This is a genomic window from Fictibacillus sp. 5RED26 (assembly GCF_015903895.1).
In the GTDB taxonomy this organism is placed as follows: domain Bacteria; phylum Bacillota; class Bacilli; order Bacillales; family Fictibacillaceae; genus Fictibacillus; species Fictibacillus phosphorivorans.
This window is the reverse complement of the sequence record NZ_JACZDU010000002.1, coordinates 861210-875692: the sequence shown is the minus strand read 5'-3', so window position 1 is coordinate 875692 and position 14483 is coordinate 861210. Positions and strand designations below refer to the sequence as shown.

At 38.1% G+C, this 14483-nt stretch carries 16 protein-coding genes; 1 reads left to right on the top strand and 15 read right to left on the bottom strand.

The window, feature by feature from the left end; all coding sequences use genetic code 11:
* Positions 1 to 22: 22 nt before the first annotated feature.
* The 8 genes from IHV10_RS12595 to IHV10_RS12560 form a co-directional block, all read right to left on the bottom strand.
* Positions 23 to 958, bottom strand: a complete 936-nt coding sequence (locus IHV10_RS12595) for a F510_1955 family glycosylhydrolase (RefSeq protein WP_197129843.1) — start codon at positions 956 to 958, stop codon at positions 23 to 25.
* A gap of 51 nt (positions 959 to 1009) precedes the next feature.
* A complete protein-coding gene (locus IHV10_RS12590) occupies positions 1010 to 2602 on the bottom strand; it encodes a multicopper oxidase family protein (RefSeq protein WP_197129840.1) in 1593 nt (530 codons plus the stop codon).
* Positions 2603 to 2764: 162 nt separating this feature from the next.
* Entirely contained in the window at positions 2765 to 2968 is a 204-nt protein-coding gene (locus IHV10_RS12585; protein ID WP_197129837.1) for a hypothetical protein, read from the bottom strand.
* Between the two features lie 28 nt (positions 2969 to 2996).
* A complete protein-coding gene (locus IHV10_RS12580; protein WP_197129834.1) occupies positions 2997 to 3329 on the bottom strand; it encodes a (2Fe-2S) ferredoxin domain-containing protein in 333 nt (110 codons plus the stop codon).
* A gap of 40 nt (positions 3330 to 3369) precedes the next feature.
* Positions 3370 to 4233 (bottom strand): hypothetical protein, encoded by an 864-nt coding sequence (locus IHV10_RS12575; RefSeq protein ID WP_197129831.1) that lies wholly within the window; start codon positions 4231 to 4233, stop codon positions 3370 to 3372.
* Between the two features lie 12 nt (positions 4234 to 4245).
* On the bottom strand, positions 4246 to 6654 hold the full coding sequence (locus IHV10_RS12570; protein WP_197129827.1) for a heavy metal translocating P-type ATPase: 2409 nt from the start codon (positions 6652 to 6654) through the stop codon (positions 4246 to 4248).
* A 79-nt stretch (positions 6655 to 6733) separates the two neighbouring features.
* Positions 6734 to 6940: a copper chaperone CopZ gene (copZ, locus tag IHV10_RS12565; protein ID WP_197129825.1), complete on the bottom strand. Its 207-nt coding sequence runs from the start codon at positions 6938 to 6940 to the stop codon at positions 6734 to 6736.
* Between the two features lie 15 nt (positions 6941 to 6955).
* Positions 6956 to 7288 carry a metal-sensitive transcriptional regulator gene (locus IHV10_RS12560; protein WP_197129822.1) on the bottom strand — a complete coding sequence of 111 codons (333 nt, stop codon included), beginning with the start codon at positions 7286 to 7288 and terminating at the stop codon, positions 6956 to 6958.
* A 181-nt stretch (positions 7289 to 7469) separates the two neighbouring features.
* Between IHV10_RS12560 and IHV10_RS12555 the strand changes: the two genes are divergently transcribed.
* The gene (locus IHV10_RS12555) at positions 7470 to 8414 is read left to right on the top strand and encodes a cupredoxin domain-containing protein (protein ID WP_197129820.1); all 945 of its coding nucleotides are present in this window, start codon (positions 7470 to 7472) and stop codon (positions 8412 to 8414) included.
* A gap of 33 nt (positions 8415 to 8447) precedes the next feature.
* On the opposite strand, the gene IHV10_RS12550 is transcribed toward IHV10_RS12555, so the two are convergent.
* From IHV10_RS12550 to IHV10_RS12520, 7 genes are all read right to left on the bottom strand, one after another.
* Entirely contained in the window at positions 8448 to 8774 is a 327-nt protein-coding gene (locus tag IHV10_RS12550) for a metal-sensing transcriptional repressor (RefSeq protein ID WP_197130047.1), read from the bottom strand.
* 38 nt (positions 8775 to 8812) lie between these two features.
* Complete coding sequence (locus tag IHV10_RS12545; RefSeq protein ID WP_197129818.1) at positions 8813 to 9835, bottom strand: ABC transporter ATP-binding protein; 1023 nt, start codon at positions 9833 to 9835, stop codon at positions 8813 to 8815.
* An 8-nt stretch (positions 9836 to 9843) separates the two neighbouring features.
* On the bottom strand, positions 9844 to 10767 hold the full coding sequence (locus tag IHV10_RS12540) for an ABC transporter permease (protein WP_197129817.1): 924 nt from the start codon (positions 10765 to 10767) through the stop codon (positions 9844 to 9846).
* A gap of 1 nt (position 10768) precedes the next feature.
* On the bottom strand, positions 10769 to 11695 hold the full coding sequence (locus IHV10_RS12535; RefSeq protein WP_197129816.1) for an ABC transporter permease: 927 nt from the start codon (positions 11693 to 11695) through the stop codon (positions 10769 to 10771).
* Between the two features lie 63 nt (positions 11696 to 11758).
* Positions 11759 to 13393, bottom strand: a complete 1635-nt coding sequence (locus tag IHV10_RS12530; RefSeq protein ID WP_231607364.1) for a peptide ABC transporter substrate-binding protein — start codon at positions 13391 to 13393, stop codon at positions 11759 to 11761.
* Between the two features lie 30 nt (positions 13394 to 13423).
* Positions 13424 to 13633, bottom strand: a complete 210-nt coding sequence (locus IHV10_RS12525) for a heavy-metal-associated domain-containing protein (RefSeq protein WP_197129815.1) — start codon at positions 13631 to 13633, stop codon at positions 13424 to 13426.
* Between the two features lie 42 nt (positions 13634 to 13675).
* On the bottom strand, positions 13676 to 14299 hold the full coding sequence (locus IHV10_RS12520) for a nitrite reductase (RefSeq protein WP_197129814.1): 624 nt from the start codon (positions 14297 to 14299) through the stop codon (positions 13676 to 13678).
* Positions 14300 to 14483: the final 184 nt, after the last annotated feature.

Sequence of the window (14483 nt, the reverse complement as noted above, 5' to 3'; positions counted from 1 at the left end):
ATACCTGATAAAAGATAATTTATTAATTAACTGCTTTTCCTTGATTAACAAGTTTGATCCATCTTTCACCATTGTAAAAATACACATCTTTTTTAAAGGTAGTAAAAACGATGTTTTTATCCACTGGATTCTTAGCTAAATAAGATATGGCATCTTCCTGGAGTGTCGGAATACTTATCTCCTTTTCCGAACTATCATTTATATTGATTTCTGTAAGGAACGCTTTATTCTCAAACCCACCTACTAAGAGTGAATTTTTATTAGTAAACGTAAGTGATGTAACTTGTTTCATGTTCGTCAGTTCTTCAAATGTTTTACCCTTATTTCTTGATAGATGAACCTTATTTTGAGAACTTATTGCAACGACATTCGTATCAGTAGGATGGACCGCAATACCTGTGATCTCCCCCTCTACATTTGTTAAGTCACTTTCATTCCATGATTTAGCATCGTCATTGGAATAATAAAGACCATCTGATGGCATTCTTGAATTAGCCATAGAAGTATAGGCATACAAGACATGGTTTTCGTAGCCTGCAGCGAGAAAATGGAAATCCGTTTCGCCTTCTAAGCCAAGCAGTTCGATTTCCCCACCTATCTCTTTACTTCTTACGATTCCTAACGGGTCTGGTTTGTCTGAATCATTTCCTGGATGGCCGCTGCTATAAAAACCATCATCCACCATTGAAAAACCCATATAATCATTTTTCTCACCAGGTGTTGCTTGCCATTGTTTGTTCATCGTATCGTACTGCTTGATTCCATCATGTGCAGGTATAAAGATCTTTTTTCCGTCATTTGAATATCCTACCCCATGGATATCCGTGAACGTTACACTTGATTGTTTATCATTGAATGTAAATAAAAGTATTAAAACCAAAACTAAGCTAATCGCTGCAAGAATTAAAATACCCTTAAGTTTAAATGGCTTTTTTGTTGTTTTTTTCTTTTTAGCCATAATTTACCTCTCCTTCATAAACAAAGAGAAAAACCTCTTGAGCGAGGTTTTTCATTCTGAAATATTATTTACTTTACCTTCATCCTTGTAAAAAGGTTTGAAGTTATTATATTTCACCATGGTCATCATACCAGCTGAGGCATGATGTAAATCATGGCAGTGGAACATCCAGTTACCTGGGTTATCAGCTACGAATGCAACCTCATATGTTTCTCCAGGCTTTACATTTAGTGTATCTTTCATTAATGGTGCTCCTTCTACAGGTTTTCCATTCTTACTTAATACTTGAAAGAAATGGCCATGTAGATGCATTGGGTGATCAGATTTATCCATACTTTTGTTTGTTAAAGTGACTTTGACTTTATCACCCTTATCCACCTTTATATTTTCAGTCTTAGGATAAGTATTCCCGTTTATGGTGTACTTCATCTCACCGGAATCCATATCAGTAGCAAGGTCCATTTTGTATTCTAAATCGAAAGAATCGTTTAATGAGAAATTCCCTTTAATCTCTTTACCAAACTCATCTGGTTTCACCATGCCCGCATCTTTTTTGTGAGCAACAGGCTGCACCGCCTCTTCTTCGGCTTGGATATTTATCCTCATGTCTTTAGATGCATCCATCTCACCATGGCAATCGATTGTTACGGTTTCACCTGTTGCAATGAACTCTATATCATACCTTTCACCAGGTGCAACTTCAAGTACCTTATTTTCCTGTTCGATTGGTTGATTCACGGGCTGACCATCAACGTTGGTTACTTTAAAATTCAATGGAATATGAATTTTATGAGACATATATCCGGCATTTACAAATCGGAGTTTTACTTTTTCTCCTTTTTTCGCTATAAGGGGTTTACTTTTATCATATGACTTACCGTTTATTGTATATATATCATAAGAAGACATATCATGGTCCATACCATTCATTGAACCGTTATCGGAAGATTTGCTGTCTTTATTTTTCTTATCCCCCATGTCCATATTGGAATGATCCATACCTTCCATATCTTCTGTATCTGACTCATTCATATCCATGTTTGAGTGATCCATTCCATCCATTTCTTCGGATTCTTGCTTTGGATTGGACTCCCATTCATCTAAAACAAGTGAATAATCTCGATCATACTGTTCATCATCTTTAGATTCAACGATAAAGACTCCATAAAGCCCCTTATCAACCTGATTTACGCTGTCTTGATGGCTATGATACCAATACGTTCCAGGGGTATCTGCGACAAACTGATACGTATACTCCTTGCCTGTTTCAATAGCATCTTGTGTGACTCCGGGAATACCATCTTGTGTATTCGATAAAGGGACACCGTGCCAATGTATACTTACAGGCTTCGGAAGTTCATTCTTGATTGTAACCTTTACCCCTTCACCTTCTTTTACTCTAATCTCTTGCCCAGGGACGCTTCCATTATAAGTCCAAGCTTCAATGGTCTTACCGGACTTCAATTCCCAATTCTCTTTTTTTGCAGTAATGGAGAACTCTTTAATTGTTTTACCTTCTAAAATTTCTTCTTTTGCTTGTACCTTATTTTCATTAGATTGATCTTTTGAACCCTCTTGGCTACAACCTGTTATAACCAAAATGAGTACCAGTAACATTAAAGAAATCAACCATTGCTTTTTCATTGGTTTTCCCTCCTCAAATTAACCGTACTAAAAAAATATGCAATTTTTATGGAGCAACCTAATAAGTTCATAACTCTTCAAATCACGAAATAAATAAAAAAAGTACCGAACAATAAATCGGTACTTTTCATAAAGAGTAACCTACTCTTTAATAGAAATCCTTCATCCACCTTTGATGCAGGTCATCTTAGAACTATTTACTCTTCTATTTAACTCATCTAATAAAATAGTTAGAGTTCTTTCATTCACTACTGAACATAGTTTTTCGCCATTATTAATGGATATATTAAACCTTTCAAAAACTTCACTAGTATCTTGCCATACCTTAACGATATCCACTACAGACATGTTCGGCTGGATAACCATCAACTGCTCCTCCTATGAATAAAGTATTTTATTTATTATCCTGAAATCTCGCAAATGACTTAACGTCATACGTATAAGCTAGAGCTTCATCTAACTTTTCGTCAGACTTAATCTTATCGATCAGTTGTTTTCCCTTTTCAGGAGTCATCTCTTTATACCAGTCTCCATCCGGGTAGACTACGACTGTCGGTCCCTCTTTACATCTTCCGTTGCAAAAGGTTTTAGTAGTATGAATTTTGTTTAATAACCCTTGATCTTTAATTTCTTGTCGAACGGTATTCGTAACTTCCTCAGCCCCTTTTTTGATGCAGCTAGCTCCGTTACACAATAACACGTGTTTTGAAACGCCAGAAAGTTCCATAAAGTGCTTCACCTCGTTCCCGAGAGATAGAACGTAAAATTTACTTAACTTCTACTACAAATGGATAAACATTCACTTTTCCATTTATCTTAAATTCACCCCAAATTTTATATATACCTGGCTGGTCAAATTTTGTGGCAAACTTTGTATCTGTTTCCGATGCTGGGTGGACGTGAACATACTCATCTCCACCTTCGTCTAATATGACTACATGACCAAGCGCTCCTAGATAGGGCTCGGGTTTGTTTTCTTTTAGATCAAAATCCAACACAATTTCTTCACCTGATGTAAAGGTTTCAGGACTCATGGTTAACTTGTAGCCATTGACTGTTTTAGTGAACTCAGTTTCTGGCTTTAACGAATCATGTTCACCGTGGGCATCACCAGCGCCAACCTCGATTGGAAGTGGCTGCACCTCATAGTTTTTATCTTTTGGTTTAATGTCTATGAACGCTTTATAGCTTCCTTCTTCCAGTTTGTGCTGTATGGTAAACACACCATTCCCTTTTTTCTCGGGATGAATGTGGTAATACTGCTGCAGTTCATCATTTACGATGATCAAATGCATCAGTTTCTCATGATCGATCTCTAATTCCTCTACTGGGTTTCCCTCTTTATCTTTCAACTCAATATGGATTAAATTGTTTTCGTAATGCAGAGTTGGTGTAATATCACTATTTTTTGATACATTGCCTTGGCTCTCCCCATGATCACCATGTCCAGCCTCCTGCTTTTCCTTATCTTTTGTATCAGATGAATCAGATGTATTCTGTTCTCCAACATGACCAGCATGTTCACTAGTCGATGGTTCTGCGTACTTTGCAAATACGGAATAGCTCCCGATCACTATAACGAGTATCAATACAGCCGACAATGTCCACCTTAAAACGATATTGTCCTTCATAGAATTCCCTCCTTACAGTTTTACTTTTTGTAAACGAAGTGCATTAAGAACAACTGACACCGAGCTGAATGCCATCGCAGCTCCTGCAAGCCATGGGGCAAGAAAACCTAGTGCAGCAACAGGGATGCCTAACACGTTATAAGCAAAAGCCCAGAAAAGATTTTGTTTGATGTTTCGTATTGTCTTTTTACTCATGTAGATGGCATCTGCAATGCTGTTCAGATCGCCACGAATCAGCGTTACATCAGCTGCCTCCATCGCAACGTCTGTACCTGTGCCAATCGCCATCCCAATATCCGCTACAGCTAGTGCTGGAGCGTCATTGATTCCGTCTCCGACCATGGCCACTTTATTACCTTGCTCCTGTAGCTTTTTCACCTCATCTGCTTTTCCTTCAGGAAGAACTTCAGATATGACATGATCAATCCCCACTTGTTTAGCAATGTATTTAGCTGTTTGCTGATTATCTCCTGTGATCATGATAACTTTAAGACCCATTTCTTTTAATCGAGAAATCGCATCTTTTGATGTTTCTTTGATCGTATCGGCTACAGCGATAATTCCTGCATATACTCCGTCTATCGCCACGAGCATCGCGGTTTTACCGGCTTTTTCAAGTTCCTCCATCTGATTATTAGAATCATAGATGGTAACGTTGTTTTCTTTCATTAATTTTCGTGTACCGATGAAAAGTGTTTTACCTGCAACTACAGCTTTGATACCAAACCCAGGAATAGCATCAAAATCCTCCGAACTCGATAACTGGATTCCCTTATTGGTGATTCCTTCTACAATAGCTTGCGCCAATGGGTGTTCAGAATTTTTCTCTGCTGAACCTACTAGTCTTAACACTTCTTCTTCACTGAATGATGGTTCCACAATAATATCTGTAAGTTCTGGAGTACCGTTTGTAACCGTACCCGTTTTATCTAAGATCACAGTATCGATTCGATGAGTGGTTTCTAAGTGTTCTCCACCCTTAAATAAAATACCAAATTCAGCTGAGCGGCCAGAGCCTGCCATGATTGAAGTAGGAGTCGCTAATCCTAATGCACAAGGACACGCGATAACAAGGACAGCAATCAATTTTTCAAGCGCAACAGCAAATTCTCCGGGACTTACCCAAACAAACCAGATAATGAAGGTAAGAACAGCGATGCCTACAACTATAGGCACGAATACACCAGAGATTTGGTCAGCTAGACGCTGGATCGGTGCTTTTGAACCTTGTGCTTCCTCAACGACTTTTATGATTTGAGCCAGGGCCGTATCTTTCCCTACTTTTGTTGCCTTTATTTTTAGGAACCCGTTTTTATTAATGGTTGCACCGATTACCGTATCCCCTATTGTCTTATCGACAGGTACACTCTCACCTGTCAGCATCGATTCATCTAATGCTGAACGCCCTTCGATGATTTCACCATCGACCGGTACTTTATCACCTGGTTTTACATATACGATATCACCGGCTTCCACTTCTTCTATCGCTATTTCGATTTCTTTACCATCACGAACCACGATAGCTGTCTTAGCTTGCAGTCCCATCAGTTTCTTAATCGCTTCAGAGGAACGCCCCTTTGCTTTTGCTTCGAAAAGTTTTCCCAACACAATAAGTGTAATTAATATTGCCGATGTTTCAAAGTACATTTCCACCATCCCTTGATTGGTACCGATGGAAAGGATAGATAGGTACAGGCTATAGAAATAAGCTGCAGAAGTTCCTAATGCTACGAGTACATCCATGTTCGCACTTTTATTCCGGAGCGCTTTATAAGCTCCTACATAAAACTGTTTCCCTACAACAAACTGTACAGGTGTCGCGAGCGCCAATTGAACCCAAGGATTCATGAACATCTCAGGCAAATAGATAAAAGATGTAAACTCAAAATGACTAACCATTGCCCACAATAAAGGGAATGAGAGGATGACAGAAAAGATGAATTTTCCTTTCTGTTTCTCAATCTCCATTGCTCTATGATCAACCGATTCTTTGTAGTCTTCCTTTAGGGTTGCACCATATCCCAATTGGTCAACTTTTTTAATCATATCTCCAATAGAAACTTCAGATGGATTATATTGTACTGACCCGGTTTCTAATGCTAGATTAACGTTAGCTTTAATCACTCCGGGAAGTTTGTTTAACCCCTTTTCAATCCTTGTTGCACATGCTGCACACGTCATGCCAGTCAAATTGAATTCAGCTTTTTCAGTGACGACTCCATATCCGAGATCTTCTATTTTTTTCTCGAGATCGGCCACCTTTAAAATTTGAGGGTCATAAGAAACGGTTGATTTTTCAAGAGCAAGGTTTACGTTCGCTTTCTCGACTCCCTCTAACTTGTTCAAACCTTTTTCAATTCGGATCGCACAGGCTGCACAGGTCATACCTGATATTTGTAATGTCGTTTCTTTTGTACTCATGGTTTTCATCATCCCTTCGATATACCTATATGGGGTATATTTCAACTGAAAAGAAAGCGTGCTATGATAAGCACGCGATTTATTTTACATCGTAACCCTGATCATCGATCGTCTCTTTGATCTCATCCAGGTTTACTTTTGAAGAATCATATTCTACCTCAACGATACCTTCTTTAAGGTTTACTTTAGTGTGTGAGACACCGTCTAACTTTCCAACGCTTCCTTCAATAGCAATTATACAGTGGTTACAAGACATACCTTCTACTTTTAATGTGGTTTTTTCCATTGATATCTCTCCCTTTTATTTCATCAGTTTTTTAACAGTAACTAGAAGTTCATCCAATACTTCTTGATCGCCTTCTTGAATTCTCTCTACAACACAACTTTTCAAGTGGCCCTCAAGAAGAATTTTTCCAACACTATTTAATGCTGATTGAATCGCTGAAATTTGAGTGATAACGTCGTCACAGTAAGTGTCACGGTCAATCAACCCTTTAACACCTCTAATTTGCCCTTCGATCCGATTTAATCGTGTGATCAGATTGTTCTTTATTTTATCGGAATGATGACTCTTCCGTTCGTTCGTATCACAACATTGATCATTATTTAGATCATCTGGTTTTACTATTTCCATCAGATAACCTCCTTTATTTACTTTAATTTTACTATACCCCCCTACCCTATGTAAAGCCCGATTTTAATTTTTTTTTTACTCATATAAAATGTGCATTTTTTTTCGAGTTTATAATGAACTTGCATAAATCGATATCTTCCTCTCATAACTTAGAATGAAGGAATGGACAAGGAGGGCTTAAATGTCAATTTACATTTTAGGGGTTTTAGTGATTTGTACAGCTTTAGTTTTTCTATCATCTTTTTTTTATAAGTCTAAAGATTCCTTAATGAACAATATGGTTTACGTAATGGCTTACACTATGAGTATGGGTCTGACCGCTGGATTTTATTTAGGCGTGTACTTTAAAGATAATTTGCTGTATGCCACACTTTTCTCAATATTATTAAGTGGTCTAGCAGGTTTATTAATTGGGTCTAAACTTCATTTCCATCTAATGATTGAAGGACTTTTTTCAGGTATAATGGCCGGGATGATGGGTGCCATGTTAACAGTAATGTTAAGTTTTAAACAAGCACAGATATTGGTAATGATAGGAATCTTACTTACTGTAGGAATAACAATTTTATGTATTCTACAATTCTTATCAGAAACACTTAAACATCAAATTGAAAGATACTTTAATGTCATCATGCTTTTTGGCTGCGGACTGCTGCTTATGGTTTTTTTAAAATTTCCTGATGATATTATTAAACCACATGAAAAAGCTCAAACGCAGCACGAACAACATTCTTCTACATCAGCTAATAAGAATGAGGATAAAAAACTTGAACAGGAAGAAGTTTTCAATTGGGAGGTAGGAATAAAAGATTATAGATACCTTTCATCAAATGCTAGTTTAAAAAAAGATCAAAAAGTACTCTTAACATTATTAAATGATGATTCAGTTGAACATGATATTGAAATTTCTTCTTTTTCGTATGAGAATGTAGAAACATCAAACACTCAATCGGAACATGATCATGCTATGTCAAATGAAGATGATTCTGTCTTTCATCTACACGTTGAACCAAATCGATCCAATCAGGTATCGTTCATTCCTAAAGAAGCGGGTGTCTATACGTACTATTGTACAATCCCGGGACACAAAGAATCTGGCATGATAGGAAAAATAAAAATTTCGTGAAAAAACCCTCCGGAATGGGGGGGTTAAATCTGTTTATGATTTTGTAAATTGATGGATTACTTTCATTAACTCACTTACAGCTTCAGTTCCTTGGTTTGAAGAAATAGCATCCTTAACACAATGGTGTGTGTGGGTTTCTAATAAGTTAAAGCCCACTTTTTTTACCGCTGCGTTGATTGCACTCAATTGTACGATAATGTCAATACAATAGCGTTCATCGTGAATCATGTTCTGAATGCCGCGTACCTGACCTTCAATTCGTTTCAATCTATTCAACATTTCTTCTTTTTCTTTTTGTGATCTAGTTGTGTGTTTTTCTTCTGCAGCAGTTGAATCACAGCAACCGTGTTGTTCTTCCATAATGTTTTCTAGTGCCATCTTCTCACCTCTGAGTGTTTTTACATAATCTTTTTCTCTTTATTTTTAATAGTTAAAGGACTTTCCACCATGGGAGCTCTTTCGTCATTCAGCCAGCATGAGGCATGATGACCTTTATCGATCATAAAAGAAGTCGGTTTTTCTTCTTCACAAACATCTAGTACATATGGACATCTAGCTGCAAAGGAACACCCCTTTGAAATTTGTGACAGATCTGGGGGGGAGCCATCAATTCCTTTTAACGGCTTTTTACTGTCAACATCCGGGATTGATTGTAAAAGTCCCCATGTATAGGGGTGTCTTGCTTTATAGAAGATCTCATTTACTGTTCCGCTCTCTACTATTTCACCAGCATACATGACTAAGATTCTATCTGCCATGTTTGCCACGATGCCTAAATCATGAGTGATCAGTATGATGGACATATTTAACTTCGGTTTTAACTCTTTTAACAGTTCTATTATTTGAGCTTGGATGGATACATCTAATGCTGTTGTAGGCTCATCTGCTATGAGGATGGAAGGTTCACAGATGAGGGCCATGGCAATGCCTACCCTTTGGCGCATACCTCCGCTTAGTTCGTGAGGATACTTTCTACTATTGTATTCTGGTTCTGGAATTCCAACAAGTTTGAGCATCCTGTGAACTTTTTCCCACACTTCTTTTTTCGGTAACTTATCGTGAACGATTAATCCTTCTGCGATCTGCTCACCAATTCTCATGGTCGGGTTTAATGAAGTCATTGGGTCCTGGAATACCATTGCAATTTTTCTGCCGCGGTATTTGACCATTTCTTTCTTTGAAAGCTGGGTTAGTTCTGTTTCTTTATAAAGAATGGATCCATCAACTATTTTAGCGTTTTGTGGCGGTAATAGTTTAAGTATACTTTTGGCAGTCACGGACTTCCCGCTGCCAGACTCGCCGACGATCGCTAGCACTTCTTCTGTTCCTAGACTAAAAGATACTCCTCTCAAGGCATTTATCGTTTTCTTTTTTGCGTAAAACTCGACATAAAGGTTGCTCACCTCTAAAAGATTCGTCATCTACTCACCTACGTTCTCATTTTAGGATCTAACGCATCTCTTAATCCATCTCCGACCACATTGAAGGCAAACATCGTTAACGAAATGAAGAATGCAGGAAAAAATAATATCCATAGGTGACCCGTCAATAGTGTCACAAGTGCCTCGGATGTCATCGTTCCCCAACTGGCCAAGGGTACTGGTACTCCTAAGCCTAAAAAGCTTAAAGTCGCCTCAGCAAAGATAGCTCCGGGAACAGATAGAGTCATAGCAACAATGATAGGACCTAAAGTATTGGGAAGAAGATGTTTAAACAAAATCTTATAAAAACCAGCTCCCAGTACTCGAGACGCCATAACGTATTCACATTCTTTGAGCTGGAGAATCTGTCCCCTTACAAGCCTGGCGATTCCAATCCACCCTGTTGCTGCCATCGCTAGTATGATGGTCGTAAGTCCGGGCTTGAGAACAACCATCAATAGAATGGTTACCAGTAGATGAGGCAACCCGTATAGGATATCTACTAGTCGCATAAGAATCTCATCCGTTTTACCACCTTTTAACCCTGCTATTCCACCGATGATTATTCCTACAATAAGATCGATTAAAACAGCCATTATTCCTATGAATAAACTAATCCTTGCTCCCGTCCATGTTCGGGCAAAAATATCTCTTCCTAATTGGTCTGTTCCAAACCAATGCTCTTTTGATGGTGGTTGATTGGATTCTAGTAAGGATTGATCAGAATATGAATAAGTCACTAACTTAGGACCGATAACAGCCATAATGATTAACAATAAGATGATGATTAGCCCAACGACAGCGAGTTTGTTCTTGGTTAGATAATATAACGTTTCTTTAAACTGTGAAAAAGGTTGGACGTTGATTTCTTCAACTATTCGAATGTTTTTTTCTTTGAAATGAAATTTTCTCTTCTCGTTTAGCGCTTCCATATTATCTCCTCCTCGCTAGTTTGATTCGAGGATCTAAGAATCCGTAAGTCAGATCGATTATTAAGATGAAGAGTATCAATATTGCACTGTAAAATATGGTTGTGCCTAAGATGACCGGATAGTCCCGATCAGAAATTGATTGAACAAAGTATTTTCCGATCCCAGGAATACCAAATATTTGTTCGATCACAAAACTCCCTGTTAATATTCCAGCTGATATAGGACCTAGTACAGTAACAACCGGTATCAATGCATTTCTTAATATATGACGAAAGATTAACCGTGAACCCGTTACACCCTTCGCAATAGCCGTTTGAACATAATCTGAGGTAAGAACTTCTAATATGCTCGACCTTGTTAATCTAGCTATGTAAGCTAACGGACCAACTGCCAACGCTAAGCTTGGAAGAACAGTATGTCTCCACGTACCCCAAGTAGCGACTGGGAGCCATTCAAGCTTTATCGCGAAGTAATTAATAAGAACAGTTGATAGTACAAAGCTCGGTACTGATAAGCCTAAGATGGCTATAACCATTGATAGATAATCTAACCAGCCGTTATGTTTGATCGCGGCTATGATACCTAGAGTCATCCCGAAGACGACTGCAATAACCAGTGCCTGTATGCCGAGTACCGCCGAAACAGGAAACCCACTTAATATTAATTCATTGACTGTACGTGTATCCGATGTAATCGAAGGTCCAAAATCTAAAGTAATAATTCCTGCCATGTATTTGAAATACTGGATGATAAGCGGCTGATCAAGGCCATAGTGAGCCCTCAGATTTTTCAGTACTTGTTCAGGTATGCTCTTTTCATTCGTGAATGGGTCACCTGGTATCAGATTCATTAACACAAAAGTTAGAGTGGCGATGACAAACAACGCAAGGAGTGCAGTCATCATTCGTTTAATGATATAGAAAATCATAGCTTACCTCCTTGAAAGAAAGAGGAAAACCAAAACGATTTCCCTCTATCAAATCATATTTCTTTACTCCACAAAAGCTTCCCTATAATCAACCGCTTGTATAATGTAACGGTGAACATTTTTTACATTATCTTGTTGCAGGTAGACTTTGTTGTTAAAGTAAAGTGGAGCGATCGCCATGTCTTCTAGTAATACTTTCTCGGCTTCTTGCATGTATTCAGCCCGCTTGTTTAGATCGAGTTCGGTATCTACTTTCTTAACCAAGTCATCATATGCCGGAATTGAGATTTTACTATAGTTATAGACATCTCCCGTTGTAAACTGACCGAGCAGGTTCTGAGCATCATTGTAGTCTGCCCCTGTGCTATAGATGGCTATCTCGTAATCTCCTTTTTGAACATTTTGAACAAACACTTTTCTCTCCATCGTTTTAAGCTCGACTTCTAAACCTAGATTCTTCTTCCACATTTCTTGCATCGCTTGAGTTAATTGGTTGTATAAATCGCTTGTATAGAACAATAGGCTCACCTTTGGCAGACTACTTAACCCTAACTCAGCCTTTCCTTCTTCTAATAGCTGTTTTGCCTCTTCAACCGATTTGTCCTTATAGAGTGAATCTCCTGCCTGCTCCCTGAACTCTCCCACACCATTTCCTAAACCGTTTGGTATGAATGAGAACGCAGGTGTTTCTCCTCCTTGAGTTACTTTATCTACAATCAATTGTCTATCCAGTGCCATACTCAGTGCTTTTCTTATCTTAGGATTACTGAACACCTTGTTCTCATGATTAAATCGCAAGTAGGCTACGCTTGCACTTGGTAGTTTTTCCGCGTCTCCGCTCTGAATGAGCTGGCTCTTGATAGAGTTTGGTATCTGTTCAGCAACAGCGATCTCCCCTGATTTGTACATACCATATTCGGTGTTTTGATCGTTTACCATCACCCATTTCAGTTCGTCTAGCTTTACGACCTCTTTTGCCCAGTAATTCTCATTCGGGACCATCACTAGCTCTTGATCGTGTTTCCATTCTTTAAGTTGAAATGGGCCGTTTGAAACAAATGTTTTTGCATCTGTCGCCCATTTAGCATTTGCTTCTGCTACCTTTTTGTTCACAGGCAATAATGTAAAAAACGATGTCAGTTCTAAAAAGAAGGATGTCGGTCTTTCGAGTGTGATTTCTAAAGTTTGTTGATCGGGGGCTTTTATACCAACTTCATTAAAATCTTTTACTGTCCCTTCATTATATGCAGCGCCGTTTTTGATGAAGAACAGATTACTTCCAAGAGGAGCAGCTACTTCTGGATTCAATACTCGTTCCCACGAAAAGATGAAGTCTTCCGCTGTTACTGGATCTCCGTTCGACCATTTAGCGTTCTTATTTAGATGAAAAGTATAAACTGTTTTATCATCAGAGATATCCCATGATTCGGCAACTCCGGCTACGACATTTCCTTTTTCATCCAACCTGACTAATCCTTCGAATAATTGGTTACTGATGTCTCCCGCGATCTGATTATCAATTAACGCCGGGTCTAGACTAGGAGGTTCTGATATGGCATTGATGGTTAGTTTTTGTTCCTTTTTTGTTTCACTATCGCTTGCAGCCGGTTCTTCTTCAATCCCCTTACTGCTGCAACCACTTAAAATAAGACTTACAAGTAAAATAAATGAAAAGAAAACACTTAACCTTTTTTTCATCCCCATGCCTCCCATAATCATATTTAACAACTAATCAATAACGTTGTACCCCTCCTCTTCTATTATTTCTTTGATTAGTGCTGTGTTAGTCTTATTAGACAAATAGGTTACTTGAACGCTGTTATTTGAGGCACTTGCTTTTACAGATTCAACTCCTGGTGATTCCATAAGTGCATCTTGAATGGCTTTCTCACAATGGCCGCAGCTCATTCCGTTTACTTTAAATTCGAATTTTTCCATGTTAGCCTCCTACAATGCCCCTCAAAATTTTTAAGTTTTTTTTTATATATTAAGTTGTTGTTTTATTTGATCGATACCAAACCGATTAAGAAACTTTGAAAATTTTTCTCTCCTTTTACCGTTTTTAGCATAAATATCAATAATTTGTTCGACTAGTTTAAATAATTCGTTTGGTTGTAGATTATTTTTGAAAAGTTGACCTGTTCGTGCATCAAGACCATTTGCTTTGCCACCTAAATAGAGATCAAAGGTGTCTCTTTGTTTTATAACTCCAATATCGTTTACTAATGGTTCACCACATGCGGTAGGACAACCAGTATATGCGGGCCGTAGTGTAAAAGGCACTTCCTTACCTGCGATACGATTGTTCAACTCGATGGCAACTGGCATACCCTCTTCTTCTGCCCCTTTACAAAAACCGCAAGTTCTTAAGCTCTTTACATAGTTTCCTACTGAATAACATGAAAGACCTATAAGCTCCAACTCATTCCTTATTTGTTCCAGGTTATCTTCTGGTACTTGAATAATAAGCTGTTGGAATGTTGTTAATTCAATTTCTGAATCCTCAGGTAAGTACTTGCTCAATAGAAGTAATTGTTTAGGTGATAGTTGTGCACCAAAACCAATTCCTCCGTTGACAGCTAGCCTAACTAACTTTCCCTCCAATGAAAAACCCCCTCTTATACCATACCCTCCCAACGTATAATATGTAGTATAAAAAAAACCTAGTACCAGCTAGGAAGAAATAGTATATAAATTTTCTAAAAATTCAAAATAATTGTAATTGATTCCATTTTAGTATTCCAATTTTTATAAGTCAATGGTTTTTTTATTTTAGTTTTAAAAATAA

Bases quoted from the DNA above. Each gene is read 5' to 3' on its own strand.
- IHV10_RS12595 (WP_197129843.1), bottom strand. From the start codon at position 958: ATGGCTAAAAAGAAAAAAACAACAAAAAAGCCATTTAAACTTAAGGGT.
- IHV10_RS12590 (WP_197129840.1), bottom strand. From the start codon at position 2,602: ATGAAAAAGCAATGGTTGATTTCTTTAATGTTACTGGTACTCATTTTG.
- IHV10_RS12585 (WP_197129837.1), bottom strand. From the start codon at position 2,968: ATGGTTATCCAGCCGAACATGTCTGTAGTGGATATCGTTAAGGTATGG.
- IHV10_RS12580 (WP_197129834.1), bottom strand. From the start codon at position 3,329: ATGGAACTTTCTGGCGTTTCAAAACACGTGTTATTGTGTAACGGAGCT.
- IHV10_RS12575 (WP_197129831.1), bottom strand. From the start codon at position 4,233: ATGAAGGACAATATCGTTTTAAGGTGGACATTGTCGGCTGTATTGATA.
- IHV10_RS12570 (WP_197129827.1), bottom strand. From the start codon at position 6,654: ATGAGTACAAAAGAAACGACATTACAAATATCAGGTATGACCTGTGCA.
- copZ (WP_197129825.1), bottom strand. From the start codon at position 6,940: ATGGAAAAAACCACATTAAAAGTAGAAGGTATGTCTTGTAACCACTGT.
- IHV10_RS12560 (WP_197129822.1), bottom strand. From the start codon at position 7,288: ATGGAAATAGTAAAACCAGATGATCTAAATAATGATCAATGTTGTGAT.
- IHV10_RS12555 (WP_197129820.1), top strand. From the start codon at position 7,470: ATGTCAATTTACATTTTAGGGGTTTTAGTGATTTGTACAGCTTTAGTT.
- IHV10_RS12550 (WP_197130047.1), bottom strand. From the start codon at position 8,774: ATGGAAGAACAACACGGTTGCTGTGATTCAACTGCTGCAGAAGAAAAA.
- IHV10_RS12545 (WP_197129818.1), bottom strand. From the start codon at position 9,835: ATGACGAATCTTTTAGAGGTGAGCAACCTTTATGTCGAGTTTTACGCA.
- IHV10_RS12540 (WP_197129817.1), bottom strand. From the start codon at position 10,767: ATGGAAGCGCTAAACGAGAAGAGAAAATTTCATTTCAAAGAAAAAAAC.
- IHV10_RS12535 (WP_197129816.1), bottom strand. From the start codon at position 11,695: ATGATTTTCTATATCATTAAACGAATGATGACTGCACTCCTTGCGTTG.
- IHV10_RS12530 (WP_231607364.1), bottom strand. From the start codon at position 13,393: ATGAAAAAAAGGTTAAGTGTTTTCTTTTCATTTATTTTACTTGTAAGT.
- IHV10_RS12525 (WP_197129815.1), bottom strand. From the start codon at position 13,633: ATGGAAAAATTCGAATTTAAAGTAAACGGAATGAGCTGCGGCCATTGT.